This is a genomic window from Lactobacillus paragasseri, assembly GCF_003584685.1.
GTDB classification, from domain to species: Bacteria; Bacillota; Bacilli; order Lactobacillales; family Lactobacillaceae; genus Lactobacillus; species Lactobacillus paragasseri.
In genome coordinates, this window is sequence record NZ_AP018549.1 from 447,160 (window position 1) to 473,331 (window position 26,172).

Annotated in this window: 24 protein-coding genes and 1 pseudogene; 18 read left to right on the forward strand and 7 right to left on the reverse strand. The window is 35.2% G+C overall.

Going from position 1 to position 26,172, the window contains the following annotated elements; genetic code table 11:
* Window positions 1–184 precede the first annotated feature (184 nt).
* The 7 genes from alaS (at window position 185) to trxA (ending at window position 7,291) form a co-directional block, all read left to right on the forward strand.
* Window positions 185–2,833 (forward strand): alanine--tRNA ligase, encoded by a 2,649-nt coding sequence (gene alaS, locus LpgJCM5343_RS02090; protein ID WP_039157356.1) that lies wholly within the window; start codon window positions 185–187, stop codon window positions 2,831–2,833.
* A 54-nt stretch (window positions 2,834–2,887) separates the two neighbouring features.
* Window positions 2,888–3,145 carry an IreB family regulatory phosphoprotein gene (locus tag LpgJCM5343_RS02095; RefSeq protein WP_003647717.1) on the forward strand — a complete coding sequence of 86 codons (258 nt, stop codon included), beginning with the start codon at window positions 2,888–2,890 and terminating at the stop codon, window positions 3,143–3,145.
* Window positions 3,145–3,576, forward strand: a complete 432-nt coding sequence (gene ruvX / locus LpgJCM5343_RS02100) for a Holliday junction resolvase RuvX (RefSeq protein ID WP_003649348.1) — start codon at window positions 3,145–3,147, stop codon at window positions 3,574–3,576. Before LpgJCM5343_RS02095 ends, ruvX begins: the two co-directional genes overlap by 1 nt.
* 1 nt (window position 3,577) lies before the next feature.
* A complete protein-coding gene (locus LpgJCM5343_RS02105; RefSeq protein ID WP_101890990.1) occupies window positions 3,578–3,892 on the forward strand; it encodes a DUF1292 domain-containing protein in 315 nt (104 codons plus the stop codon).
* A gap of 55 nt (window positions 3,893–3,947) precedes the next feature.
* A complete protein-coding gene (locus LpgJCM5343_RS02110) occupies window positions 3,948–4,490 on the forward strand; it encodes a CvpA family protein (protein ID WP_003649346.1) in 543 nt (180 codons plus the stop codon).
* 43 nt (window positions 4,491–4,533) lie between these two features.
* Window positions 4,534–6,900: an endonuclease MutS2 gene (locus LpgJCM5343_RS02115; protein ID WP_101891003.1), complete on the forward strand. Its 2,367-nt coding sequence runs from the start codon at window positions 4,534–4,536 to the stop codon at window positions 6,898–6,900.
* Between the two features lie 79 nt (window positions 6,901–6,979).
* A complete protein-coding gene (gene trxA, locus LpgJCM5343_RS02120; RefSeq protein ID WP_020807775.1) occupies window positions 6,980–7,291 on the forward strand; it encodes a thioredoxin in 312 nt (103 codons plus the stop codon).
* Between the two features lie 85 nt (window positions 7,292–7,376).
* Here the strand turns inward: trxA and LpgJCM5343_RS02125 are convergent, their stop codons facing one another.
* Complete coding sequence (locus LpgJCM5343_RS02125) at window positions 7,377–7,772, reverse strand: YslB family protein (protein ID WP_003647712.1); 396 nt, start codon at window positions 7,770–7,772, stop codon at window positions 7,377–7,379.
* Between the two features lie 96 nt (window positions 7,773–7,868).
* Between LpgJCM5343_RS02125 and murI the strand changes: the two genes are divergently transcribed.
* The 3 genes from murI to LpgJCM5343_RS02140 all read left to right on the forward strand — a co-directional run bounded on the left by murI (window position 7,869) and on the right by LpgJCM5343_RS02140 (window position 10,608).
* On the forward strand, window positions 7,869–8,669 hold the full coding sequence (gene murI / locus LpgJCM5343_RS02130; RefSeq protein ID WP_101890991.1) for a glutamate racemase: 801 nt from the start codon (window positions 7,869–7,871) through the stop codon (window positions 8,667–8,669).
* Between the two features lies 1 nt (window position 8,670).
* The gene (locus LpgJCM5343_RS02135) at window positions 8,671–9,294 is read left to right on the forward strand and encodes an XTP/dITP diphosphatase (RefSeq protein ID WP_020807773.1); all 624 of its coding nucleotides are present in this window, start codon (window positions 8,671–8,673) and stop codon (window positions 9,292–9,294) included.
* 135 nt (window positions 9,295–9,429) lie between these two features.
* Window positions 9,430–10,608 carry an acetate/propionate family kinase gene (locus LpgJCM5343_RS02140; protein ID WP_113576187.1) on the forward strand — a complete coding sequence of 393 codons (1,179 nt, stop codon included), beginning with the start codon at window positions 9,430–9,432 and terminating at the stop codon, window positions 10,606–10,608.
* 42 nt (window positions 10,609–10,650) lie between these two features.
* Here LpgJCM5343_RS02140 and LpgJCM5343_RS02145 read toward each other — a convergent pair whose 3' ends face one another.
* A complete protein-coding gene (locus LpgJCM5343_RS02145) occupies window positions 10,651–11,547 on the reverse strand; it encodes a mechanosensitive ion channel family protein (RefSeq protein ID WP_113576188.1) in 897 nt (298 codons plus the stop codon).
* A gap of 126 nt (window positions 11,548–11,673) precedes the next feature.
* On the opposite strand from LpgJCM5343_RS02145, the gene LpgJCM5343_RS02150 reads away from it, so the two are divergent.
* Complete coding sequence (locus LpgJCM5343_RS02150; protein WP_020807771.1) at window positions 11,674–12,105, forward strand: DUF948 domain-containing protein; 432 nt, start codon at window positions 11,674–11,676, stop codon at window positions 12,103–12,105.
* 22 nt (window positions 12,106–12,127) lie between these two features.
* Window positions 12,128–12,469, forward strand: coding sequence for a hypothetical protein (locus tag LpgJCM5343_RS02155; RefSeq protein ID WP_003647706.1), 342 nt, complete (start codon window positions 12,128–12,130; stop codon window positions 12,467–12,469).
* 91 nt (window positions 12,470–12,560) lie between these two features.
* On the opposite strand, the gene LpgJCM5343_RS02160 is transcribed toward LpgJCM5343_RS02155, so the two are convergent.
* Window positions 12,561–13,667, reverse strand: a complete 1,107-nt coding sequence (locus LpgJCM5343_RS02160) for a M24 family metallopeptidase (RefSeq protein ID WP_101890994.1) — start codon at window positions 13,665–13,667, stop codon at window positions 12,561–12,563.
* 143 nt (window positions 13,668–13,810) lie between these two features.
* Between LpgJCM5343_RS02160 and LpgJCM5343_RS02165 the strand changes: the two genes are divergently transcribed.
* Window positions 13,811–14,806: a substrate-binding domain-containing protein gene (locus LpgJCM5343_RS02165; RefSeq protein ID WP_113532475.1), complete on the forward strand. Its 996-nt coding sequence runs from the start codon at window positions 13,811–13,813 to the stop codon at window positions 14,804–14,806.
* 80 nt (window positions 14,807–14,886) lie between these two features.
* Here the strand turns inward: LpgJCM5343_RS02165 and LpgJCM5343_RS02170 are convergent, their stop codons facing one another.
* The 4 genes from LpgJCM5343_RS02170 to LpgJCM5343_RS02185 form a co-directional block, all read right to left on the reverse strand.
* Window positions 14,887–16,521, reverse strand: a complete 1,635-nt coding sequence (locus LpgJCM5343_RS02170; protein WP_101890996.1) for an ATP-binding cassette domain-containing protein — start codon at window positions 16,519–16,521, stop codon at window positions 14,887–14,889.
* A 166-nt stretch (window positions 16,522–16,687) separates the two neighbouring features.
* Window positions 16,688–19,516 carry a transglycosylase domain-containing protein gene (locus LpgJCM5343_RS02175; RefSeq protein WP_101890997.1) on the reverse strand — a complete coding sequence of 943 codons (2,829 nt, stop codon included), beginning with the start codon at window positions 19,514–19,516 and terminating at the stop codon, window positions 16,688–16,690.
* Window positions 19,517–19,613: 97 nt separating this feature from the next.
* Window positions 19,614–21,011, reverse strand: coding sequence for a dipeptidase PepV (gene pepV, locus LpgJCM5343_RS02180; RefSeq protein WP_101890998.1), 1,398 nt, complete (start codon window positions 21,009–21,011; stop codon window positions 19,614–19,616).
* Window positions 21,012–21,028: 17 nt separating this feature from the next.
* On the reverse strand, window positions 21,029–22,411 hold the full coding sequence (locus LpgJCM5343_RS02185) for a glycerophosphodiester phosphodiesterase (protein WP_020807924.1): 1,383 nt from the start codon (window positions 22,409–22,411) through the stop codon (window positions 21,029–21,031).
* Between the two features lie 100 nt (window positions 22,412–22,511).
* Here LpgJCM5343_RS02185 and LpgJCM5343_RS02190 point away from each other — a divergent pair, with 100 nt between their 5' ends.
* The 5 genes and pseudogenes from LpgJCM5343_RS02190 to LpgJCM5343_RS02210 all read left to right on the forward strand — a co-directional run bounded on the left by LpgJCM5343_RS02190 (window position 22,512) and on the right by LpgJCM5343_RS02210 (window position 26,166).
* On the forward strand, window positions 22,512–22,838 hold the full coding sequence (locus LpgJCM5343_RS02190) for a hypothetical protein (protein WP_003647701.1): 327 nt from the start codon (window positions 22,512–22,514) through the stop codon (window positions 22,836–22,838).
* A 13-nt stretch (window positions 22,839–22,851) separates the two neighbouring features.
* A pseudogene (locus LpgJCM5343_RS02195) lies at window positions 22,852–24,219 on the forward strand (bifunctional metallophosphatase/5'-nucleotidase).
* 11 nt (window positions 24,220–24,230) lie between these two features.
* On the forward strand, window positions 24,231–24,776 hold the full coding sequence (locus LpgJCM5343_RS02200) for a YutD family protein (RefSeq protein ID WP_003649331.1): 546 nt from the start codon (window positions 24,231–24,233) through the stop codon (window positions 24,774–24,776).
* Between the two features lie 2 nt (window positions 24,777–24,778).
* Window positions 24,779–25,561, forward strand: coding sequence for a TIGR01457 family HAD-type hydrolase (locus tag LpgJCM5343_RS02205; RefSeq protein ID WP_020807926.1), 783 nt, complete (start codon window positions 24,779–24,781; stop codon window positions 25,559–25,561).
* Complete coding sequence (locus tag LpgJCM5343_RS02210; RefSeq protein ID WP_174705294.1) at window positions 25,549–26,166, forward strand: TIGR01906 family membrane protein; 618 nt, start codon at window positions 25,549–25,551, stop codon at window positions 26,164–26,166. The genes LpgJCM5343_RS02205 and LpgJCM5343_RS02210 overlap by 13 nt, the downstream gene beginning before the upstream one ends.
* Window positions 26,167–26,172: the final 6 nt, after the last annotated feature.

Consider the following 26,172-nt stretch of genomic DNA (forward strand, 5'->3'; position numbering starts at 1 on the left):
ATTTTCTTCAAAGAGAGGACCAGGCGGGTGAGAAGGTCTAGAAGTACTTAGTAATGCTACCTAATTTAACTAAGAAATTAAATATTTAAAGAGGTAACAAACACTGTTGCAATCAAGGTGGTACCGCGCTGGGAGCGTCCTTGTTTTGTGCAATAGTGTTTTTTATATTTGTAGGAGACTTTTTATGAAACAATTGACTAGTTCACAAGTACGTCAAATGTTCTTGGACTTTTTTAAAGAGCATGGCCATATGGTTATGCCTAGTGCATCATTAATTCCACAAGACGATCCAACCTTATTGTGGATTAACTCTGGTGTTGCTACGATGAAGAAATATTTCGATGGTTCTGTTGTACCTAAGAATCACCGAATTACTTCTTCTCAAAAATCAATTAGAACTAATGATATTGAGAATGTTGGTAAAACTGCACGTCACCAAACTTTCTTTGAAATGCTTGGTAACTTCTCAGTTGGGGACTACTTTAAGAAAGAAGTTATTCCTTGGGCATGGGAATTTTTAACTAGTCCAAAATGGTTAGGCTTAGATCCAGATAAGCTTTATGTAACTGTTTATCCTAAGGATACAGAAGCATACCATATGTGGCATGATGTTGTTGGCTTACCTGAAGATCACATTGTGAAGTTAGAAGATAACTTCTGGGATATTGGTGAAGGTCCATGTGGTCCTGACTCAGAAATTTTCTATGATCGTGGTCAAGAAAATAACGATGTTGCTGAAGATGATCCTGAAAACTTCCCAGGTGGGGAAAATGCTCGCTACCTTGAGATTTGGAACATCGTATTTTCACAATTCAATCACTTACCAAATGGTAAATATGTTGATCAACCACATAAAAACATTGATACCGGTATGGGATTAGAGCGTGTTGTTTCAATTATTCAAGATGCACCAACTAACTTTGAAACTGACTTGTTCATGCCAATTATTAAAGAAACTGAAAAGTTAAGTGATGGCAAGAAGTATGCAGCAAACAAGGAAGATGATGTGGCATTTAAGATTATTGCTGACCACGTTCGTGCTGTAAGTTTTGCGATTGCTGATGGAGCTCTTCCTTCAAACTCAGGTCGTGGATATGTTTTACGTCGTTTAATTAGACGTGCCGACTTGAATGGTCAACGTTTGGGTATTAAGGGTGCATTTTTGTACAAATTAGTACCTGTAGTTGGCGAAATCATGAAGAGTCACTACCCAGAAGTTGTTGATCAACAAGCATTCATTCAAAAAGTAATTAAGAACGAGGAAGAAAGATTCCAAGTAACGCTTTCATCTGGTTTGAACTTACTTGATAACATTATTGCTGAAGCTAAGAAGAGCGATGACAAGACTGTTTCTGGTAAAGATGCGTTTAAGTTATTTGATACTTACGGCTTCCCATATGAATTAACTTTTGAAGCTGCTCAAGATGCCGGTCTTAAGGTTGATAAGAAGGGCTTTGATGAAGAAATGAAAGCCCAAAAAGAACGTGCTCGTAAGGCTCGTGGTAACTTGCAATCAATGGGATCACAAGATGTTACTTTGATGAACATCAAGGACAAGAGTGAATTTGAGTACGGCACTCTAGAAGAAAAGCATGCTAAGTTAATCGATATTGTTGTTGATGATAAGCTAGTTGATAAAGCCGATGGTGAACACGCAACTTTAATTTTTGATAAGACTCCATTTTATGCAGAACGCGGTGGACAAGTTGCTGACCATGGTGAAATTTTGAACCAAAATGGTGAATTAGTTGCTCGCGTAACAGATGTACAACATGCACCAAACGATCAAAATTTACACTTCGTTGATATTATTTTGCCACTTGAAAAGGGACAAGAATATGTCTTGAAAGTTGACCAAAAACGTCGTCGCGGCTTAAAGCACAACCATACAGCTACTCACTTATTGCATGCTGCTTTACGTGAAGTTTTAGGTACTCACACTCACCAAGCTGGATCTTTAGTTGAACCAGACTACCTACGTTTTGACTTTACTAGTTTAGAGCCAATGACTAAGAAGGAAATTGCTAACGTAGAAAAGATCGTTAACGAAAAGATCTGGGAAGAAATTCCAGTTAAGACAACAGTTACTGATCCTGATACTGGTTTAAAGATGGGTGCTTTAGCCCTATTTGGTGAAAAATATGGTGACACAGTTCGCGTTGTTCAAATTGATGACTTCTCAACTGAATTCTGTGGTGGTACCCACTGTGAAAACACTGACCAAATCGGTATGCTTAAGATTGTTTCTGAATCTGCTGTTGGTGCTGGTACTCGTAGAATTATTGCTGTGACTGGCCCAGAAGCTTATAAGTATGTAACAGACCGTGACGAGATCTTGAAAGAAGTTCAAGATGAAGTTAAGGCAACTAAGGCTGAAGATGTAACTAACAAGATTTCTTCTCTTGAAGAAGACTTACGTGCAAGCCAAAAAGAAGCTGAACAATTAAAGGCACAAATTAACAAGGCAAAAGCAGGCGACTTGTTTAATGATGTCAAGCAAGTTAAAGATTTAACTGTAATTGCTGCCCAAGCTGATGTAGAAGGCATGAATGATTTACGTGAACTTGCCGACAATTGGAAGAGCAGTGCTAAATCTGATGTTTTAGTTTTAGCTGCTGAAGTTAACGGTAAAGCCAACATGGTTATTAGCTTGAACGATAAGGCAATTAAAGCTGGTCTTAAAGCAGGCGACTTAATTAAAACAGCTGCTCCAATCTTTGGTGGTGGCGGTGGCGGTCGTCCAAATATGGCACAAGCCGGTGGTAAAAATCCAGCAGGTTTAAAGGACGCTATCGCTAAAGTGTTACAAGAAGTTGAAGAAAAACAAAATTAATTGAGTTCGTTCGATATTTCAAGTAAAATTAAGAAGAATAGGAGGAATTTTATTATGAGTTCGCTAGATAAAACAATGCATTTTGACTTTAACCAAAATAAGGGTAAGAATGTATACGACACTCTACAAGACGTATACAATGCACTTGAGGAAAAGGGCTACAGCCCAATTAATCAAATTGTTGGTTACTTACTCTCAGGCGACCCTGCATATATTCCTCGGCATAATGATGCCCGTAATTTAATCTTGAAACATGAACGTGATGAAATTATTGAGGAATTGGTTAAGAGTTATTTAGGTAAAAATAAATAATGCGATTACTTGGACTGGACGTTGGCTCTAAGACTGTGGGGGTCGCAATTAGCGATCCTTTGGGAATCACTGCTCAAGAGCTTGAAACAATCAAAATTGACGAGAGCAAGTTTAGTTTTGGCATGCGTCAAATCAGAAAGATTGTCCGTAAATATGACGTCGAAGGTTTTGTTTTAGGGCTACCCAAAAATATGGATGGCAGTAGTGGGCATTCTGTAGAAAGAAGTAAGCAGTACGGTGAACGCTTGAAAGAGAAATTTGACTTGCCTGTTCATTATATGGATGAGCGGCTTACAACCGTACAAGCTGATCGTATTCTAGTTCAAGAAGCTGGCGTACATGATCGTGTTGAAAGAAAAAAAGTTATTGACCAAATGGCTGCTGTTTTGATTTTACAAAGTTATCTAGAAGCAACCAGAAAGGATAAGTAAAATGAGTGAAAAAATTAGCGCTAACCAAGATAATGATCGTCAAATCACTTTAGTTGATGATCAAGGCAATGAAGAACTTTTTGAAATATTATTCACTTTTACGTCTGAAGATTATGGTAAATCCTATGTTTTACTATATCCAGCAGCCGTTAGCGACGATGATGATGTGGAAGTACAGGCTTTTAGCTACGATGCTGACGAAGACGGTGATGTAACCAGTTCTGACTTACATGAAATCACTGATGATGACGAGTGGAATATGGTACAAGGCGTTTTAAATACATTTTTGTCAGACGATCGCTTAAGTGGCGAATAATCTTCAAAAAAGACTGGCGGATGGGCTAGTCTTTTTTGCTTAATAAGGATGAACAATGATTTCTATTCTCATTTTATTAATTTTTATTTATTGTTGTTATGTAGGTTATCGACGTGGCATAGTGTATGAAGGCTTGGCTGCAGGTGGATATGTAGTAGGGTTGATTTTTGCAACATTATTGTACAAACCCTTTAGTAACTTCTTAAATCTTTGGGTGCCATATCCTTCAGCGAGTGATCGAAGTAGTTTTGCCTTCTTTGATAAGACTACAGGATTAACTTTAGATAAGTCATTTTATGCAGCAATAGCTTTTTCGATTGTTTTGTTGCTTGTTTGCTGTATATGGCGTTTGGTGATGTTAGGTTTTAATCAGCTAAGGTATATTACTGTAGATGCTAGATTAAATACATGGGGCAGCATTATTATTGCTTTTATTGTGACCCAGATTAGTGTTTATTTGCTTTTATTTATTTTAGCTACGATTCCTAATAATAGTTTGCAAAATATGCTGGGGCATTCTATTTTAGCAAGTGGTATCTTGCATTTTTCTCCAGGAATTTCACAAATTTTCATAAAATTATTCATTACAACAATATAAAAAGTGGGCCCAGTTATGGGGCCCTTTTTGCTAGGTGGAAGATATGAACTCTAAAATTATTGAAAAATTAGAATATAATCGCATAATTAAACAATTAAGTGACTTGGCAATTACTGCACCTGCAAAAGCTCAGGCTTTGAAATTAATGCCAAGCAGTGACTTTGATGAAGTAAAAAAATCGATTGATCAAACTAGAGTACTTTCGAATATCTTGCGGGTTAAGGGACCAATGCCGATAACGGACTTTAAAGATGTTCGACCTAGTTTGAAGCGACTTAAAGTTAAGGCTAACTTAAATGGCGAAGAATTAGGTAATATATTTCTAGTCCTTAGTCTGGCTAAAGACGTGGGACAATTTACATCGGACCTTGAAGAGCGTGAAATTGATACACGTCCTATTGAAAAATATCTCAAAAATTTAGCAGTTTCAGAAGATTTGTTTAAAAAATTAAATCAGTCAATTGAATATGATGGAACAGTTAAGGATACAGCTTCTTCAAAATTGATGCAGCTTAGACATGATATTCAGAGTAATGAAACTGATATTAAGAACCACATGAATGACTATATTAGTGGCAAACATACGCAGTACTTGTCTGAAAATATTGTAACTATCAGAGATGGACGTTATGTTTTGCCGGTAAAACAAGAATATAAGAATAAATTTGGTGGAGTTGTTCATGATCAAAGCGCTAGTGGTCAAACTTTATTTGTTGAGCCACAAGCAGTCTTAGTACTTAATAATCGTCAGCAAAATTTGCTGGCTCAAGAACGACAAGAGATTCACCGTATTTTAATCGAGTTATCAGAACTTGCTGGTACTTATCAAAAAGAAATTAAGAATAACGCAGTAGCTTTAGCTCAATTAGACTTTTTAAGTGCTAAAAGTAAATTAGCAAAGAAGATGAAAGCTACAGAGCCTGTTCTAAATCGAGATCATGTTATCAAATTAAGAAAGGCACGACACCCTTTAATTGATCCTAAAAAAGTAGTACCCAATAATATTGAACTAGGAACTACTTTTGATACTATGTTAATTACAGGACCAAACACCGGTGGTAAAACGATCACGTTGAAGACTTTGGGATTACTTCAATTAATGGCACAAGCTGGCTTATTTATTACTGCAGAAGAGGGGAGTCAGTTAACGGTCTTTAATGAAATCTATGCAGATATTGGAGATGAACAATCGATTGAGCAATCTTTAAGTACATTTTCATCGCATATGGATCAAATTATTAAGATCATGAATAATGTTACTGAAGATGATTTGGTTTTAATTGATGAACTTGGTGCTGGAACTGATCCAGAGGAAGGTGCAAGTCTAGCAATCGCAATCTTAGATGATTTACGCCAAACACAAGCAAAGATTGCGATTACTACGCACTATCCAGAATTAAAACTGTATGGTTATAATCGCGAGCGAACTACCAACGCTTCAATGGAATTTGACTTAAAAAAATTGGCACCAACTTATCGCTTGAGAATTGGAATTCCTGGTCAAAGTAATGCCTTTGCGATTGCACATCAATTAGGGATGAATGAAGCTGTTGTAGATAAGGCTAGAAGTTTAATGAACGATGAAGACAGCGATATTAATAAAATGATCGAGCGTTTAACTGAACAAACTAAGGCTGCTGAACAACTTCATGAAACTTTGAAGCAAAATGTTGATCAAAGTATCACGCTTAAACGTCAACTTCAAAATGGACTTGATTGGTATAACCAACAAGTACAGAAACAACTTGAAAAATCTCAGGAGAAGGCTGATGAAATGCTTGCTAAGAAACGTAAGCAAGCTGAAAAAATTATTAATGATCTTGAAGAGCAAAGAAGAGCTGGCGGACAAGTTAGAACAAATAAAGTAATTGAAGCTAAAGGCGCTTTGAATAAACTTGAGCGTGAAAATCAAAACTTAGCTAATAATAAGGTGCTACAGCGTGAAAAAAAGCGTCATGATGTAAGTGTAGGCGATAATGTTAAAGTCCTTTCATATGGCCAACAAGGTGTAATTACGAAGAAGTTAGGCAATCATGAATTTGAAGTCCAAATTGGTATTTTGAAAGTGAAGGTAACTGATCGTGATGTTGAAAAGATCGCTGCACAAGCCAGTCAAAAAAAGCCAGAAAAATCTGTTCGCTCTAGCCGCGGTCTTCGCTCTAGTCGTGCAAGCAGTGAACTTGATTTAAGAGGGCAGCGCTATGAAGAAGCTTTAACTAACTTAGATCGTTATCTTGATGCCTCGCTTTTAGCTGGTTTGAATACGGTAACCATCATTCATGGTATTGGTACAGGTGCAATTAGAAATGGTGTTCAACAGTATTTGAAACGTAATCGACATGTAAAGAGTTATAATTATGCTCCAGCCAATCAAGGTGGAACAGGGGCTACAATAGTTAATTTGCAATAAGCAATATACTTGCAAAAAGTAAGTAGTTCTACTAAACTATATTTATAATTTAAAGAATTTATTTTGTGAGGTAATAACTATGGTTGATGAAATTACAGATGCAACTTTTGAAGATGAAACTAGCGAAGGTGTTGTTTTAACTGATTTCTGGGCAACTTGGTGTGGTCCATGTAAAATGCAATCACCAGTAATTGACCAACTTTCAGAAGAAATGGACGATGTAAAGTTCACTAAGATGGATGTTGACCAAAATCAAGAAACAGCTCGAAACTTAGGAATCATGGCAATTCCAACTTTACTAATTAAAAAAGATGGTAAAATTGTTGACCGCCTAACTGGCTATACTCCTAAGGAAAAGCTTGAACAAATTTTAGATCAATACACTGATTAATTTACAGTCAAAAAGGGTACAAACTATGAATTTTAAATAGTTTGTACCCTTTTTAGTATTAATATTTTTTCTTCATTAAGAGTAATTAATCAGACTGAGCTGTGATTTGAACGACATGTTTTTTAGTAATCGTAGCTGAAGCCTCAGTAGGAGTACCATTTTGGCGTTCTAAACATTCTGCAATAATTCCACTTTCTAATGAAAACTCATCACTTTGACTATCTAGTCGATCAGTAACAACTTGTCCTGAAAGTTCGAAAACTGCAGTGTGTTTACGATCTTTGAGTACTTTTAAAGTTCCAAATTGAGCCATGTCAAAAAATTCGATTAAGTCATCGATATCTGATAAGTCATATTTACGACTGACATGTTTACCAGCCCAGTAAAGAATTTCTTTATCTTCGCTACCTAAGATAGTAGGCAAGATAAAGTCACGGTATAATGAATTTAAAAAATAAAGATGTTCGTTTGTATGTTCCATGCTTTCATTTCCTTTTGTCTTCTATAACATTTTAACTTAAAATAGGTGGAGGGGAAAAGAGATTTTAATCATCATTTGTTTAAAGGAGTTTTTTTAATGGATAATCGACCAATTGGAGTTTTAGATTCAGGCTTAGGTGGCTTAACTGTATTAAAAAAAGTAATTGAAAAAATGCCTAATGAATCAACTATTTTTATTGGTGATCAGGCTAATATGCCATATGGAGATCGCTCAAAAGAAGAAATTATTTCTTTAACTCGCGATAGTGTAAACTTCTTATTAAGTAAAGATGTAAAGATTATTATTTTTGGTTGCAACACAGCGACTGCAGTTGCAATGTCTACTATTCAAAAAGAAGTTCCTTTGCAAATAATTGGAGTGGTTCAATCTGGTGCCTTAGCTGCAGCTAGAACCACAGAAACAAAGAATGTTGCGGTAATTGGTACTAAGGCAACTGTTAATAGTCATTCTTATTTAAAAGAAATTCAATATCGTGATCCAGAAATTCAAGTAAGCGAATTTGCACAACCTAAATTAGCACCTCTTGCTGAGGAAGATCCTGCTGAAGAGATTAAACAGGCTGTTGTCAGCGAAAGCTTAGCGCCATTGAAAAATATTGATTACGATACTCTTGTTTTAGGCTGTACTCATTATCCATTATTAAGAGATGAAATTGTTGCAGTGGTTGGTCAAGATAAAAAAATTGTTGATCCAGCTGATCAGGTGGCACAATATACCTATAACGTTTTACGGCGTGACGGCTTATTTGCTGCTGATGATTCTGATACAACACATGAGTACTATACGACAGGGGAAGCTAAGAAGTTCACTGAAATAACACGTCAATGGATGAATGATGAAACAATTGTTGGTCATCATGTAGATGCTGAGGATTAAAATGGATACTTTATTATTTGCAACTAACAACAAAAATAAGGCTAAAGAAGTTGAAGAAGCCTTACAAAAGAATAACTTTCCAATTCATGTGATTACTAATCAAGATTTAACTGATCCGCCACATGTTTTAGAAACTGGTACCACATTTTTAGCTAATGCCAAGCTAAAGGCTCATCAGATGGCAGAATTTAGCAATCTACCGACTTTAGCTGATGATTCAGGATTATCGGTCGATAAATTAAATGGTGCTCCTGGCGTCTATTCTGCGCGCTATGGCGGGGAAGCTCATAATGACGCTTTGAACAATGCTAAATTATTAGCTGAATTAGGCGGCGTGCCAAAAGAAGAAAGAAAGGCTACTTTTCATACAACAATGGTTGTTTCCTGGCCAGGTAAATTTGAGGATGATTTAGTAACCGAAGGCGAAATTCGCGGTGAAATTTTAACTTATCCACAAGGTAAAGGCAATTTCGGTTATGATCCGCTTTTCTTTGTTCCTGATAAGGGCAAAACGTTTGCTGAAATGACAGTGGATGAAAAGAATGCAATTTCTCATCGAGGTCAAGCTTTGAGAAAATTACTTACTGAATTGCCAGCCTGGTGGAAAAAGATGGAAAATAAATAAATTTCGAAGAACTTATTCTGATTAATGGATAAGTTCTTTTATTTTCTACTTTTAATTGTTAAGATGAAAGCGCTATACTAAAATTATGAGTTTACTTGATAAATGTAAGTTTAGTTGAAATTGAGGTTATAGCGTATGAAAAAAGTTTTAGCAATTAATTCAGGAAGCTCTTCCTTTAAATATAAATTATTTTCTTTCCCTGATGAAAAAGTCATTGCTTTGGGAATGGCTGATCGAGTGGGGATGGAAAATGCTGTCTTTAAAATCAAGCTAAGTAATGGCCGAGAATATATCAAAAATATGCCTATTCATGATCAAGAAGAGGCAGTGAAGCTTTTAATTGAGGATTTGAAAAAATTTTATGTAGTTGAAGACCTGAGAGAAATTACTGGAATTGGTCACCGAATTGTAAATGGCGGTGAAATATTTAAGGAATCTGTTCGTGTTAGTGACAAAGAGTTACAAGAAATATTTGATTTAGGTGAACTTGCACCTTTGCACAATATTCCTGAGGCAAATGGAATCAAGGCCTTTTTGAAAATTGTTCCTAATGTTCCACAGGTAGCGGTTTTTGATACTTCTTATCATCAAACTTTAGATCCAATCCACTATCTATATTCGATTCCTTATGAATATTATGAAGATTATGGCATCAGAAAATATGGTGCGCATGGAATTTCTATTTCTTATGTTGCACCGCGTGCAGCCAAGATGCTTAAGAAAAATCCTAACTTAGTTAACTTGATTGTTTGCCACTTAGGATCAGGTGCTTCAGTTACTGCGGTTAAACGTGGAAAGTCTTATGATACTTCAATGGGAATTAGCCCGTTAACTGGTGTAACAATGGGAACGAGAAGTGGAGATTTTGATCCTTCAGCGCTGCAACGTTTAATGCATAAGACCGGAATGAATATTGATGAAGCAATTGATGTTTTGAATTATAAGTCAGGATTATTAGGTATTTCAGGTGTATCTTCTGATATGCGTGATTTAATTGAAAGTAAAGATAAGCGTGCTAAGTTAGCACGTAAGATATTCATTAACCGAGTTGTTCGCTATGTTGGCGCCTATGCAGCAGAGTTAGGCAGAATTGATGCAGTTGTCTTTACTGCAGGAGTAGGTGAACATGATCCTGGCATTAGAGCTGGTATTATGTCTTCATTAAGATATTTGGGTTTAGAACCAGATTTTAAGGCTAATCGAACAGATGGCGAAAAGTTTATTTCTAAACCTAAGTCTAGAGTAAAGGCACTTATTGTCCCAACTAATGAAGAATTAATGATTGCTCGCGAAGTAGTTCGCGTTGTGCAATAAAAAAGGATTAAGCAATAGATAAAAGTCTAGTTGCTTAATCCTTTAAGATGCAGAACTATTTTCTTGTTTTGTTGGCATGGGACTGAATTTAAGCCCGCGTTGATTGAATTCTTTGATATAAGCACTGAGATAGGCATTTTTAATCGTACTTTGGCTATTTGCAATTACTTGAAAATGAATTTGATAGGTAATACTTGAGCCGGTTTGATTAATGATTCCAATAATTTGAGGGCCCTTTTTGATTTGTTTTTTAAACTTATCTTTTAAAGCGGCGTTTACCGTATCAACGGCATGATTAATTTCAGTAAGATTATTTTCTACTGAAAGATTTAAATTAATATCCATGCTCCAGCCGGAATGTGAACCATGACTCAAATTTTCAACTACGGTAATGTTACGATTAGGAATATAGATTACAGCGCCATTAGTAGTTTTAAGGTGGGTATTGCGCAAGGTAAAGGAGAGAACAGTTCCGGTGTAGTTGCCAATTTTGACAGTATCGCCGATATTGTATTCACCTTCGCTTAAGATGTTCATCCCAGTTATGACATCGCTAACTAAGCCCTGTGCGCCCATTCCTAAGGCTAGAGATACTAACCCTACACTAGCTAACAACGTGCCGACTGGGATTCCCATTAATGTTAAAACGCTATATAAATAAAATAAGAGAACAGTATATTGAAAAAGAGCAATTCCTAATTGAGCTAGAGTTCTTTTCCTTCCAGTCATACGTTCTTGAAATTTAGGATTCTTTAATAAATATTTCGTTAATAAGCGTTTCCCTATATGCCAAATTAAAAAGAAAATAATTGTAGTAATAATAATTTGTATACCACGACTTAATAAAGTATGAAGTACATTGTCCCAATTAATTAAGGAATCAATGTTATTAGTTTTTTTAGTTGTAGAAGTTCCTTTTAGAAGAGTAGACCAGTTCAACTCATGCCCTCCTTATCTAATTTCTTTAAAAATAGTATATCAAAAACTTGGGTACTATTTCATTGCTTGAGGGGAGGAATAATGCTAGACTTTTTTATGAGAGGAATAATTAATGGAGGATAGATTATGTCAATTTCATATGGTGCATTAGCTGGCTTAATTGCAGCAGTTGCCTTTTTAATCTTGGTCTTATTTACTTTACCTTTAATTGTTAGAGTTACTAAGACAATGAAAAAAGTTGACGCAACTATGGACAGCGTTAATACAGCTGTTGATGATTTAACGAAACAAACTTCTGTATTAATGAAGCAAAGTGAAGATTTATTAGAAAAAAGTAATGCTCTTCTAGCTGACGTAAATGGAAAAGTAACAGAATTAGAACCAGTTGTAAAGGCGGCAGCAGATTTAGGTGAAAGCTTGTCAGACATCAATTCTTCATCAAGAAGAATGGTTGAACGCTTCTCTGGTATGGGTATTAGAGGAGCCGGAATTGGCATTTTTTCATCTCTAGTTAGTCGCATGTTTGCAAGACGTAAACGTCGTCGCGGTGAAGACTAATATTTATTAAAGGAGAACAATTATGCGTAAACTTGGTGGATTTTTATTAGGTAGCGTTGTTGGTTTAGGTGTTGGCTTAATTGCTGGCTCATTATTGTTGCCAGAAGACGCAACTGACGATGTAAAGAAAAAACTTGCTGAAAATGAAAAATTGCAAGATTTGAAAGAAAAGTATGATAAAGGAACTGAAGCAATTAAGAATCAATTAGCTTCTTTCCCTAAGTCAGTTGAAGATGATTCAGAATTAAGAGATTTTGATGATATCGTAATTGATGACACTAACAAAGATCTTGGCGAAGATGAAAAATCTGATAAGGATGCTGTTAGTGACTTAAACAATGCTGAAGATACTGAAAATAACTAAAATTAAATATTTATAAAGAGAATCAAGTTTTGCTTGATTCTTTTTTTTACAATAAAAAACCTGCTGATAAAGTTTATCAACAGGTTTTTGATTAGTCTTTAACTGGAATGTATTTTAATTCCTTACTTGTCTTAGTGAAGGTTTCAAAACCGTTTTTAGTGACTACACCACAATCTTCAATTCTAACGCCTGCTACGTTAGGAATGTAAATACCAGGTTCAATTGAGAAGCACATACCTTCTTCAAGAACTACGTCGTTTCCTTCCATGATTTGTGGAAATTCGTGAACGTTCATCCCAATACCATGACCAAGACGGTGAATAAAGTATTCTCCATAACCAGCTTTAGTAATAGTATCTCTAGCAACAGCATCAAGTTCGCTGGCAGTAATACCTGGTTTCGCTGCTTCAATAGCTGCTTGTTGTGCTTCACGGTCGACTTCATAAATTTCTTTTTCTTTAGCAGTTGGTTCGCCGTAAGCGACAGTTCTACTTGAGTCAGAAGCATAGCCGTTGTGCATGGTTCCAAGATCGAATAAAACTAATTCGTTTGGTTCAATTTTGTTCATTGTTGGACCAAGGTGAGGGTTAGCTGCATTTGTACCTGCTTGGACGATCGTTTCAAAACTAGTATGCATTACACCTTTTTGAAGTTTTAGTTGGTAATCAATTTGTCCAGCAACATAACGTTCAGTTACGCCGTTTCTAAGAGCATTGAAACCAATTTGAAAAGCAAAGTCAGCTTCTGCACCGGCAGCTTTTAATTGTTTTACTTCTTCTGGGGTTTTACGTAAACGTGCTTCAGCTACGAATGGAGAAACGTTATTGGTAAATGAAGAATCAGGAAAGGCAATGCGTAATTGTTCTAAACGATCAACTGAGAGATGTGATTTTTCGATTGCGATATTATTAGGTTTACCGACACGTTGATTTACTAGATCAGCAATTTTTGCCCATGGATTTTCATGGTCAAGATAGCCATAAACATCACCATCCCAGGCAGAATTTTTAGCTTCTTCAACATTTAATTCAGGCGCAAAGATAAATGCAGGCTTGTCTTTAAAAGCAAGTAAAGCAAAAATTCTTTCATGTGGATCCATGCTATAGCCAGTGAAATAATTAATACTGATTGGATCAGAAATATAAGCAACGTCATTATTGGTTGAAATTAACCAATTTTGTAACTTGTCTAAGTTCATAATTTTGGCTCCTTTTTTAATATATACTGGGAGTATACCATATAATATGGTAAAATAATGAGTTTTTAGTCGTAAACGGTTGCAATGTGTGAATATTCTTGATAAGTTATAAAAGAGTGTTTTTACAGGAGTGTGAGAAATTTATGCAAAAGCAAGAAGTAACTATTTATGATGTTGCTCGTGAAGCAAAAGTTTCTATGGCTACTGTTTCAAGAGTAGTAAATGGAAATAATAATGTACGTAAAGAAACACGTGAAAAAGTATTAGCTGTCATTGATCGCTTGCATTATCAACCTAATGCAGTTGCTCAAGGATTGGCTTCAAAGAGAACTACAACAGTTGGCTTAATTATGCCAGATTTGACAAATATGCACTTTGCTGAATTATCTAAAGGAATTGACGATATTGCTACGATGTATAAGTACAATATCTTACTTTCCAGTGTTGGTAATACTTTGTTGAATGAAGATCAAGTAATCCAAAACTTACTTAATAAGCAAGTTGATGGTGTAATTTACATGTCAAACTTAATGAGTGAAAAGGCTCAAGAAATCTTCAAGCGTACAAATACACCAGTTGTTTTAGCTGGTACTGCTGATGCTAACCAAGACTTTCCAAGTGTAACAATTGATTATAAGGCTGCTGAAAAGGAAGCTTTAGGTTTATTGTTGAAGAATGGTAAGAAGAACCTTGCTTTAGTTGTTGGTGACGGTAAAGCTTATGTTAACAAGGACAACCGTTTCGTTGCTTATAAGGATTTCATGGAAGAACATAATTTGAAGAATGTTCATATCTATGAAGATGCTAAAACTTATGAAGATGGCTATAAGTTATTTAAGCAAATTAAAGCTGACAAAGTAGATGGAATTATTGCAACACGTGATGTAGTAGCTGCTGGTATTGTTAATGCTGCTTTTGATGCAGGTGTAAAAATTCCAGGAGATTTAGAAATTATTTCTGCTGCATCAACTAATGTTGCTAAAATTGTTCGTCCGCAATTAACTACAGTTCAACAACCACTTTATGATATTGGTGCTGTTGCAATGAGAATGTTAACTAAGTTGATGAACGATGAAGAATTAGATGATGCTCATGTTATCTTGCCATATACTTTGAAGAAGTCTAGTTCTACTAAGTAGATAAGTTAATATTAAAAAAGTACTGTTACTCTGCGGTTGAAAAAACGTCGATGTTAACAGTACTTTTTTGTATTGTGAATTTAAATGGTTTCACTAGCTGTATTTTTTATTTCATTTAAATTAACTACTTTGTTAGCTAATTGTTCGATTTCGTTCCTTAAGTGATGAGTTACCATAATCACTGTTTTATCCTGTTTAGTCAGAATCAAACGTTCGAGCTGTGTACTTGAGGCTTTATCTAATGCAGACGTTGCTTCATCTAGTAAGTAGATTGGAGTATCACGTAATATTTCTCTAGCAAATGCAATACGTTGTTTTTGTCCGCCAGATAATTGCTTTCCTTGATCATCTAAAACTGTATCAATTCCATTAGGTAGTTTAGTAATTAAATCTTCTAGGCCACATTCTTTGATTACCTTATTAATTTTCTGAGTTGATATCTTTTTTCCTAAAGTTAAATTCCATTTTAGGGATGCTGAAAAAATATACGGATCTTGCTGTAAATAAGAAATTTTCTGATGTAGGTCATGATCTGAAATTTGATCGTAACTCATATTGCCAAGATTGATTTCTCCTTTATAGTCTCTTAGTAAACCACCAATTAGATTTAAAATCGTTGATTTACCAGCTGCAGAATCTCCTGTTAGTATATATTTATTTTGCAATATAAAATCTAAATTCAAATTATAGAAAATTGGTTCATCATTTTCAGCATAATGATAGGAAACATTCTTTAAGTTGAGTTTTCCTAGTTGCCAATTAGAAATTGAATGCGGCTCACTTTCATTGTTAGATACAGATTTAAATTTTTCCATTATTGGTTTTATAGACTTAAATTCCTGCCAATTAAAACTAATACCACTTAATTCAGCGAAAATTGTACTAGCAAAGAATTGTGCACCACTAATCGTACCAACTGGTGTAAGATGATGTAAGATTAGCCAACCAGTTTGTCCTAAAATAATGACTTGGCTAATAAATGCTAAGCCATTAGTTATTGCTTGAGTTATTCCAGCGGTTTTACTGTAGTTTAGTGTATGCTTTTTTACATCGTCTGAAGAACCATCGATTTTTTTTACGATAGTCTGAGGGAGATTAGCTAAAAAGAGTGTATTGAAGCCATTTAATATATCATTAATTGTATTAACTAATCGTTCGTTAGCATGAGTATATTCTAATGATCGTTTAGCTAAGATTTTAGAAAACATATTTGGCACGATTCCCATAATAACTGTTAAGACAACAACAGTTACTACCAAACTTATATTGAAATATGCTAGTGTAAGCATCCCAAAAACTATTTCACTAACTTGTCTGACAATCATTAAAAAGTCAGTAATTCCGAAATTATTAATAGTAGTAATATCATTAGTTAGCCAAGAACTGTATGTTGCTACAGTTTGTTTATGAAAAGTAGCATAATTTGCCTTGGATAAGTCTGTTGCAATACTATTTCTGATTAATTTGTCTACATTTTGAGATAAACGTGTCTGTTCTACGTTAACAAGACAATTAACAATAGCATAAATGATATAGGCTCCGCCCATTATTGCAACCCACATAAAGAATTCAGCGGCACGTAATTTAGCAACCGAACTCAATGCATTAGCGCTAGAAATACCTGCTAGTGTTAAAAATCCAGCATTAACAACTATGAGAAAGACTACTAATAGAAATTCCCATTTTAACTTTTTGAAATATTTTAGTAATTCCATTAATTCTCCTTTAAATATTAAAATTTGATTTAAATAATAATACTTTGATTAATTTTATTCAATATATTTTAATAATTAGTTTGAAAATTATAGTTTTAGTCAAACAAAAAACTGATAATCGTTAATTTTGATTATCAGTTTTTATTGATTTTAAAACTATATTTTTCTATGGAGCAGTTGGACCATTATTAGTGGCTGTACTGCCTTCAGTGGTCTCGCTGCTAGTATTTGTGTTAGCAGCTGAACCTTCATTAGAACTAATATTTGAATTTACATCATTTGCAGCATTGTTGCTCTCGGAATTACTACTTTCCGCGGAAGAAGATGATTCACCTGTGGAACTTGAACGATTTCGCCTAGTAGAAGTAGATGATGAAGAACCATTATTATTTCCTCCTTGACCAGTACTTCGAGCTTGTTGGTCATTTGCTCCGACATTTCGGTTAGTCGAAGATGAGGAATTATTATTTGATTCACGGTAAACCTCGTGGTTTTTGCCGTAATAATTTTTAGCATCTTCTGAAGTTGAACCATCAGCGACAGCAAATAGGCTGTTGATGTTTTTCTTCTTAGAAATTGTCTTGCCAGTATAGATTAAGACTTTGCCATAATCATTATTCTTGCCTTCTAAGTAATCATAGAAGAGGTTGTAGTCTTTAGTTGATCCACCGATACCAAATCTAGCAGTAGCAGCTGGAGCAGGGGACAAACTTAATGCAGTAGTCTTTTTACCAGAAAGCTCAATATTATCGCCATCATAGCTTACAGTTCCTGGTAATGTTCCAGTTCTTGCTAAGACTCTATTTTTATAAACCGAGCTTGGAGGACTTGGTGCATCATTTAATTTAAAAATTGATGGATCTTCTTCGTAAAGTGCATTAGCGATATTTGCCCAAAGGTTTAAGTTGGTCTCACTAGAATTAGAATCTAGGTTGTATGAGTGACCGTAGAAGTTGTCATAACCCATCCAACTAGAAATCGTGATTCCAGGAGTAGACCCATTAAACCAAATATCACGATAATCGTTACTGGTTCCAGTCTTACCAATTAAGTTCTTGTAATTAAACTTCAAAGTACCGGTTAAACTTGATGCAGTACCCTTAGTTACTACTTGGTGAAGCATCTTCTGCATAATGTAAGAAGTACCAGTAGAGAAGACCTTTTGTGGGTTTTGCTTATGCTTATAAATTACTCTACCTGATGGATCTCGAATTTCTTCAATGTAGTAAGGATCAGCACGCTTACCATTGTTATAGAAGTTAGAGAAGGCACTAGCATTATCGGCAACTGAAAAACCATAATCTGTACCACCGAGGGCCAAACCTAGGTTTTCAAATTCGCTTTTACTCAAGTTTAAGCCGAGTTTTTTCATATCCTGACGCAAGTTAATGTTCTTATCGTTGACTAACTTACTGTATAAGTTTACGGCAGGTAAGTTGTAAGATTTACTTAGAGCTTCTTGAGCTGAGATAAACCGGTTTTCTACAGTTGAATTATAGTCAGTTGGAATATAGTTGCCAAATCTAGTAGGGAAATCTGCCAGTGCTGTTTGGCTAGAAATCAGCTTATGTTCAATTGCTGGACCATAGACTAGGTATGGCTTAATAGATGAACCAGGTGAACGATAAGTATCAAAAGCGTGGTTAATTTGAGAGTTCTTAAAGTCAACTCCGCCACTGAATGCTAATACCTTGCCAGTTGCGTTATCAATTACGACACTACCATTTTCTACATGCTCAGTAGTATTAACCCACTTGTTAGTAGATGAGTCAAAATCACGAGATGTCTTATCTTGACCATATTTATTTTGCTTAACTATACGTTGCATGGTTTGATAAAGTGGCTGTCTAATCGTGGTCTTAATATGATAGCCCTTTTGATGAAGTAATTCAGTTGCACTAGTTAGGTATTGATTATAACGGTTAGTATCTTGTTTAACATCTGATACCTTTAAACCATCTTGCTCAATTAATTTTTCTGCTAAGAGACTGGTACTCTTATTCATTACTAGATTATATAAGTAGCCACTTTGCTTCTTTTGTTTGGATGCTTTTTCAGGAGCAAGAAAATCAGCGCGTAAATCATATTTTTTAGCTGCAAGATAGTCTTTTTTACTAATATCGCCATTTCGATACATCCGAAATAGAACAATATCTTTTCTGCGCATTGCTAAATCAAGGTCTTTTTTAATTTTTCCGTTTAAACGATATGGGGTATAAATAGATGGACTTTGAGGTAAACCAGCAATGAAAGCAGCTTGTGGCAAGTTAAGTTCAGAAATAGACTTACCAAATATACCTTGTGCCGCAGTTTTAATACCCACAATGTTTTCTCCACGGTTGTTTTTACCATAAGGAGCAGCATTTAAATATGAACGGAGAATATCTTCTTTTGAGAAATGCTTTTCGATCTTATGAGCATAAAACATTTCGGTAACTTTTCTTCTCCAAGTGGTCTGACTAGTTAAAAACTGCATCTTAACCAATTGCTGAGTTAAAGTTGATCCACCAGTTTGTACACCAACACCAGTTAGTTCAGAAAGGACAGCTCTAACTAGGGATTTAGGTAAAACTCCCTTATGAATATAGAAATTTTCATCTTCAGTAGCTGTTACAGCATTCTTAACTAAAGGGGTTAGTTCGCTTTCACTTGCCTTTTTGGTGACTGTATCTGAGCGAACCGTAGCAATTTTTTTATTGCCAGCATAGTAAAGTGTGGCTGAATTTTGTGCATGGTTTATTTGCTGATTTAATTCGCTAATTGTTGGAATGGGCTGCTGGCGAACAATGCCAAGGGCGTAGCCACCACCAAAACCAATTAGGAGAAATAAACCAAAAACTGCAATTAAGATCAAATAATGGAAAACACGACGTAAAGTTAAATAAACGATGCCGCTGTAAAATTTCCATTGGCTTTCGTCTGATTCGCTTTGAAGTGTTTTAACTTCTGGCCCCGCAGTTAGGAACTCTATGATTTTTTCTTTTAAATTTTTCACAGATCAGGATCCTTTGTTAATTACTTTCCCCCTATTATAGCAAAAAAAGGACTAGCATTGACGCTGTCCTTTTTTACGAATTTATTAATATTTTGATTTATTTAGTTAATTCATAGATTGCTTCAGCATAAATAGCAATTGAATTAATCAAATCTTCAACCTTCATGTATTCATTTGGTTGGTGCATAACAAGTGGGGCACCTTCTGGTTGAGCACCAAAGGCTACACCATGTTTAAATAAACGACCATATGTACCGCCACCAATGATAACTTCATGACCTTTCTTGCCAGTTTGCTTTTCATAAACTGACAGAAGAGTTTTAACGATTGGATCGTCTCCAGGAACATAATGAGGAGCTTCTGCTGAGCCATCAACTCTGGCATCTAAGATATTGCCAAATTTTTCGTTGATGTTTTTAACCATTTCTTCTGGTTCAATACCTTGTGGGTAGCGAACGTTGTTTAGTAGGTATGCATTTTGACCTTCAAAGTTAAACATACTTGGTGAACTGGTTAAGTCGCCCATTAAGTCGTCATGATGGAAAATACCTAACTTCTTACCGTTAAAGTCTTTATGTTCAACAGTTGCAAGGAAGTGTAAGAAATTCTTGGCTTGACCATCAAAATTAAGACTATCAAGGAAAAGAGCAAGATAAGTAGCAGCATTTCTACCAGTTTCAGGAGCTGAAGCATGAACACCGTGACCGGTTAGAGTTAATGAAAGACGACCGCTAAGCATTTCTGCTTTTCCTTCAAGTTTATGTTCTTTAAGGAATAAGTTGAATTTTTCTTTGATGCCATCAATATCGCCTTCAAGTTGAGCATGAGCGGTTTGAGGGATGACATTAGTTGCAATTCCTGATTGGAATGTCCAAAGTTTAACGTCGCCTTGGTTTGGATTATCTTTAAAGTCAAGTTTTAAGGTAACAATGCCTTGTTCACCATTGATAATTGGAAATTCTGCGTCAGGTGAGAAAGCAACATCTGGGGCAGGTTGATGCTTTAAGTAGTAGTCAATTCCAACCCAGTTAGTTTCTTCATTAGTTCCAACTACGAAGTCAATTTTCTTTTTAGGTTTAAAGCCGTGTTCTTTTAAAATTAGCATCCCATAGTAAGCTGCTAATGATGGGCCTTTATCATCGGCACTACCACGTCCATAAATTTTGCCATCTTTGATAGTCATCTTAAATGGATCGGTCTTCCAGCCTTCACCAGCAGGAACGACATCCATGTGACCGATAATACCGACACGCTTGTCGCCAGAACCCATGTTGATTCGACCAGCATAGTTATCAAAGTTTTCAGTATCAAAGCCGTCACGTTTAGCAAATGATAAAAACTTTTTCATAGCCTTAACTGGTCCGGGACCTACAGGATATTCTTTGCTAGTATTATTTAAATCTTCAGAAGAATCAATTGCAATCAATTCTTTTAAATCATTTAAAATAGCATCCTTCTTTTCTTGTGCTAATTTTTTATAATCTAGTTCTTCCATAACATACTCCTTTATTTTTATCTCTGATTAAATATTACAGCATTTACATCTGAATAAGTCGACCAAAAGCTTTTATTTGGGACTTTTTCAACTGGTAAATAGGGAAATAGGGCAACGTTTGTTTGACGATAAGCAGGATCAAGTTTTTGATAATTCTTATAGGCAAATGTATTTTTATTAAATAAGCCATAATATAAGACTTTAGAAGACTTAACCCAGCCATCATTAGTAAGAAGCCATAAATCTTTAACTCCGCCACTTACACCTAGTATTTTATAGTGTTTTCTTGGCATAAGTCGATTCTTTTTACCAGATTGCTTATCAGGTTTATTATAAGTGAAAATTGGATTTTGAGTAGGGTTAATAATGCTTAAATTCCAATATGGCAGAATCCATTCTGGCTGTAAGTCTAAACTAACCAGGTCGGCAGGAACAAATTCCTTATCGCCAATTTGATAAAAAGTTTGTCCTGAGGCGATAACAGCTGAAGAAACATGAACTGGGTCTAAAAAGTTAAGTTCTTTTGATGTTGTCACTTTTAGATATGGATTTTCACTAATTGCAGTAGGCATCCGACCAAAGTAAATTCCATCTTTATTGACGTCATATTTTTTAGTACCAGTTTTAGCTAATTTGTATTTATAGCCTCTTGCGGGGAAGTTAGTGACAACTCCATCAACATCATTGTTGATTAACCAGTTCCATAGCTTCGGCGTTTCATTCATTTCAGCCCAAACAAATACTTTTTGATGTAGTGCATGAAGCTGGCTAATTAGCTTGGGATTTTGAGTAATTAGATCAGACGAGATATTGATCCCGTTTACGTAACTTAATACTTCAAAATTAATTCTTTGCAAAGAACCAACAATAAAGATTCTTGGAACATCTGGTAGCAGTTGACTCATAGTTTTTAAGCTCGGTGCAGAAAAGCTGTGAATCATTACCCGATCTTGCATATGGTACTTTTTGATACTGGCAGCAAGTAATTCTTCCATATTTTTAGGACTATTATGTTTAGTTTTTTTGGTTTCAAGTAGGAATTTAGTGTTAGGTTTATCTTTGTAGTAATCAAATAATTGATCTAAAGAGATAATTGATTCACCATTAGCTTGTTTTAAGGTGTTTAAATAGGAGAAATTATTTTGTGATACAATAACCGATGATCCAACAACTCGGCTTAAATCACGGTCATGAGAAACAACTAAGACGTTATCTTTGGAAACATGCAGGTCAAGTTCAACATAGTCCGCGCCATCCGCAAAAGCTGAGTTATCACTTTGAATTGTTTCTTCTGGATATTTACTGGGATTACCGCGGTGACCAATGACTAGGAATCCCGATTCAAAAATAAAAATCAAACTAAAAAAAAGGGCTAGGAAATAATGCCTGCTTGTTTTCATGTGTACACCTCTATTCTTTTTAACAATAGCATGGATGTATACTTTTTTCTATAATTAATATAGTAGTTAATAATCATTTTAAGAAAGTAGATGCTGAAATATGGCTTATGAGCAACTAGATTTAATCGAAGAAGTTACTCGCAATGACGGATCTAAATATTATGAAATTTCAAATATTGATCAAAATGGTATCGCTGAATTAGCCGTAGACCGTGGATTAATAAAGAAAGTACGGATACTTCAGCTAAATTTGGCTAGAACAAAGGCACTTCAATTATACGAAGAATATATTAATAAAACATATCAACTAGAAACTTTAACTAATGAGGATGATTGGAAAGATCCGCAGTGGGTTGAGTGGGAAAAACCTAAAGGAAAAGTTTTAGATGCCTTTAATACAGTATTAAAAGCCAATCATATTGGTTAGAAGAGAGTAAAGTATGGAAAAATTACGTATTGTTCATACCAATGACTTACATTCTCACTTTGAACAATTTCCTAAAATAAAAAGATATTTACATCAAGCGCAAAATGATAAAAGCGTTGATCAAACTTTTACCTTTGATGCTGGCGACTTTATGGATCGTTCTCATCCTTTATCAGATGCAACTGAGGGTCAAGCTAATATTAAATTGATGAATGAATTTAATTATGATGCGATCACAATTGGTAATAATGAAGGAATTTCTAATTCACATGCAGTTTTAGAAAAATTATTTGATCATGCGAATTTTCCAGTTATTTTGGCTAACTTACGTGAAGAAGATGAAAGTATGCCGAAATGGTGTACTTCATATAAAATTTTTGAAACTAAAAAGAAAACGAGGATTGCAGTTGTTGGTTTAACTGCTGCTTATCCAATGACGTATGGCCCTAACCATTGGCATGTAAAGTTGATTTCTGATACTTTAGATAGATTACTTCCTACAATTAAAGGACAATATGATATGTTAATCATTGTTAGTCATATTGGCTTAAGGATGGATCGATATATTGCACATCATTATCCAGAAGTGAACCTGATTGTTGGTGGACATAGCCATGATTATTTGCCCAAGGGCGAGAAAGTAAACAAAACATGGATTACTCAGACTGGAAAATGGGGTCAGCATGTCGGCGATATTGCGATTCAATTAAATGATAACCACCAGATAGTGTCAATTGTGCCAAATACTGTCAAAACAGCTGATTTACCAAGTTTAGAATCGGACCAAGCTAAAATTACTGCTTGGCGTAAGCAAGGTGAGCAGATGCTTCAATCACGTCAAATTGCAAAGTTACCTGCTAAATTTAACAATGATAAAATGGCGGCAATTCAAGTTTCTCTCGATGCAATTAGTAATTTTGCTGGAACTGATATTGCGGTTTTAAACAGTGGCTTGTTTTTAACGCCATTTCATCAGGGAATTTTAACAGAAGCTGATTTACAAGCTGCTTTGCCTCACCCAATGCATGTAGTGTAAACTAAATTATTTGGAAGTGATGTTTGGCGCATGGTAATGGAGATGGAAAAGAATCGTCATTTTCTAAGTAAGTTTGCTCTTAAAGGAATGAGTTTTAGAGGAAAAATCTTTGGCGATCTTGTTTATAAAGGTATTCAAGTTGATCATGCAAGTAGAACAGTCTACATCAACGGAAAAGAGATTGATCCTGAAAAAGAGTATACGCTTGCCTTGCTTGATCATTATGTTTTAATTCCATTTTTCCCTACCATTTCAATTATGGGCAAAAACAAGTTTTTGTTCCCTGATTATTTACGGACTGTAATTGGAAACTATTTAAAAGAAAAATACCCGATAGATAAATAGAAAGAAAAATAATGGAGTATAAAGAAGCAGATAAAGAACAACCGCTTTATCATCCTTTGGCTCATGTAATTGTCAATGAAGACACGATAATGATTAATGGGCGAAAGTATGAAATTTTAGCTAATGTAAAAGATGCTCTAGATATTGAATTGCTAAAGGAAAAATATGATCCTTACCTTGATCAGTACGATTATTTAGTAGGGGATATTTCAAGTGAGCATTTAAGATTAAAGGGATTTTATGATGAAAAAGATCGCGTTGCAATTGATAAAAAGGCTAATGCGATTGTGGATTATTTAGAGGAATATTGTAATCCCGGCAGTGCGTATTTTGTTTTACGACTAGCTCAAGAAAATCAGATCAAGAAGGTTGCGTTTGGCAGACAAAATAAGAGAAAAAACATGTCTAATAATCGCTATCATTCTAAACGTCCCTACTTTAAAGAAAGACGTGTCCACAAAACAAGAATTGGTGGTCATAAAACAGCTGTAAAATTTCAACGTGGAAAGGGAAGTCATAAAAATAGGGGCTTCGTAATTAAGAAAAGAAAGGGCTAATTGTGGAACATAAAGATTATAAATGTTACTTAATTGATTTGGATGGAACTATCTATCGCGGTAGCGATACGATCGAAAGTGGCGTGAGATTCATTCATCGTTTGCAAGAAAAAAATATTCCCCACTTATTTTTAACTAACAATTCTACTCGTACGCCGCAAATGGTAGTTGATAAGTTGCGCGGACACGGAGTTAATACAGATATTTATCATATTTATACGCCTGTTTTAGCTACAGAGTCTTACTTGCTAGCTCAAAATCCAGATACTGCTAAGATACCAGTTTATATCATTGGACAAACAGGATTAGTGCAAGGGCTATTAAAAAATGAACGTTTCTACTACGATGATCGAAATCCTAAATATGTGGTAGTTGGAATGGATACGGATTTAACTTATCATAAAATTCGCGTGGCTACTCGCTCGATTAGAAATGGTGCAACCTTCATTGGGACGAATGCTGATAAAAATTTACCTTCTGGAGATGAGCTATTGCCAGGTAACGGTGCACTTTGCACAATGCTAGAAGTAGCAACAGGTGTTAAGCCTATTTATATTGGTAAACCGTCATCAATTATTGTGGCTAGTGCTTTGAAGATGCTAAATGCTCAAGGTAAGGATGCAATTTTGGTTGGGGATAACTATGATACTGATATTATGGCAGGCGTTAACTGCAATATTGACTCTTTGTTAACTTTGACTGGTGTAACTACTAAGAAACAATTGGCAGAAAGGGATAAGCAGCCAACTTACGTTGTAGAAAATCTGGATGAATGGAAACTATGAAGAAAAAGCCAATCGTTGCAGTTGTTTACAATTGTTTGATGGCTCTTGCTACTGCTACTTTGGGAGCAGTAGTTTTAAGCTGGCCGTTATTAGCAGTTTTTGTAAAAATCCAAAAAACAAATTTAATAGTAAAAACAACCTTAGCAACAGTGATGAAGAACTATACACAGCTCTTAGATTATTTATTGTTGCCATTTAATGATAAACTTCAGATGTCTAATTTTCCGACTTCTTCAAGCGCAGCGCGTCATTTTTATGAGTGTAAGTTATTATTTGAATTAGCAATAATTGTTTTTGTAGTTGGATTACTTATTCTTATTTTCTTAAAAATGAGAAAGAGAATGAGTTATATTTATATTTCGAGAACAACAGCGCTAATTTTCATGATTTTACCTGTGATAATCTTACCGTTTGCTTTAATGAATTTTGATGAATTTTTTATAGCATTTCACCATCTCTTGTTCAACAATGGTGATTGGCTGTTCAATCCTGCAACTGATCCCATTATTAACGTATTAACTGAAGAATTTTTTGCTGGTTGTTTTGCAACTGGCGGAATAATTTATGAGTTATACTTCTCTTGCTTTATTTTGTCAAAAAAATAAAGGAGC

Bases quoted from the DNA above. Each gene is read 5' to 3' on its own strand.
- alaS (WP_039157356.1), top strand. From the start codon at position 185: ATGAAACAATTGACTAGTTCACAAGTACGTCAAATGTTCTTGGACTTT.
- LpgJCM5343_RS02095 (WP_003647717.1), top strand. From the start codon at position 2,888: ATGAGTTCGCTAGATAAAACAATGCATTTTGACTTTAACCAAAATAAG.
- ruvX (WP_003649348.1), top strand. From the start codon at position 3,145: ATGCGATTACTTGGACTGGACGTTGGCTCTAAGACTGTGGGGGTCGCA.
- LpgJCM5343_RS02105 (WP_101890990.1), top strand. From the start codon at position 3,578: ATGAGTGAAAAAATTAGCGCTAACCAAGATAATGATCGTCAAATCACT.
- LpgJCM5343_RS02110 (WP_003649346.1), top strand. From the start codon at position 3,948: ATGATTTCTATTCTCATTTTATTAATTTTTATTTATTGTTGTTATGTA.
- LpgJCM5343_RS02115 (WP_101891003.1), top strand. From the start codon at position 4,534: ATGAACTCTAAAATTATTGAAAAATTAGAATATAATCGCATAATTAAA.
- trxA (WP_020807775.1), top strand. From the start codon at position 6,980: ATGGTTGATGAAATTACAGATGCAACTTTTGAAGATGAAACTAGCGAA.
- LpgJCM5343_RS02125 (WP_003647712.1), bottom strand. From the start codon at position 7,772: ATGGAACATACAAACGAACATCTTTATTTTTTAAATTCATTATACCGT.
- murI (WP_101890991.1), top strand. From the start codon at position 7,869: ATGGATAATCGACCAATTGGAGTTTTAGATTCAGGCTTAGGTGGCTTA.
- LpgJCM5343_RS02135 (WP_020807773.1), top strand. From the start codon at position 8,671: ATGGATACTTTATTATTTGCAACTAACAACAAAAATAAGGCTAAAGAA.
- LpgJCM5343_RS02140 (WP_113576187.1), top strand. From the start codon at position 9,430: ATGAAAAAAGTTTTAGCAATTAATTCAGGAAGCTCTTCCTTTAAATAT.
- LpgJCM5343_RS02150 (WP_020807771.1), top strand. From the start codon at position 11,674: ATGTCAATTTCATATGGTGCATTAGCTGGCTTAATTGCAGCAGTTGCC.
- LpgJCM5343_RS02155 (WP_003647706.1), top strand. From the start codon at position 12,128: ATGCGTAAACTTGGTGGATTTTTATTAGGTAGCGTTGTTGGTTTAGGT.
- LpgJCM5343_RS02160 (WP_101890994.1), bottom strand. From the start codon at position 13,667: ATGAACTTAGACAAGTTACAAAATTGGTTAATTTCAACCAATAATGAC.
- LpgJCM5343_RS02165 (WP_113532475.1), top strand. From the start codon at position 13,811: ATGCAAAAGCAAGAAGTAACTATTTATGATGTTGCTCGTGAAGCAAAA.
- LpgJCM5343_RS02170 (WP_101890996.1), bottom strand. From the start codon at position 16,521: ATGGAATTACTAAAATATTTCAAAAAGTTAAAATGGGAATTTCTATTA.
- pepV (WP_101890998.1), bottom strand. From the start codon at position 21,011: ATGGAAGAACTAGATTATAAAAAATTAGCACAAGAAAAGAAGGATGCT.
- LpgJCM5343_RS02185 (WP_020807924.1), bottom strand. From the start codon at position 22,411: ATGAAAACAAGCAGGCATTATTTCCTAGCCCTTTTTTTTAGTTTGATT.
- LpgJCM5343_RS02190 (WP_003647701.1), top strand. From the start codon at position 22,512: ATGGCTTATGAGCAACTAGATTTAATCGAAGAAGTTACTCGCAATGAC.
- LpgJCM5343_RS02200 (WP_003649331.1), top strand. From the start codon at position 24,231: ATGGAGTATAAAGAAGCAGATAAAGAACAACCGCTTTATCATCCTTTG.
- LpgJCM5343_RS02210 (WP_174705294.1), top strand. From the start codon at position 25,549: ATGGAAACTATGAAGAAAAAGCCAATCGTTGCAGTTGTTTACAATTGT.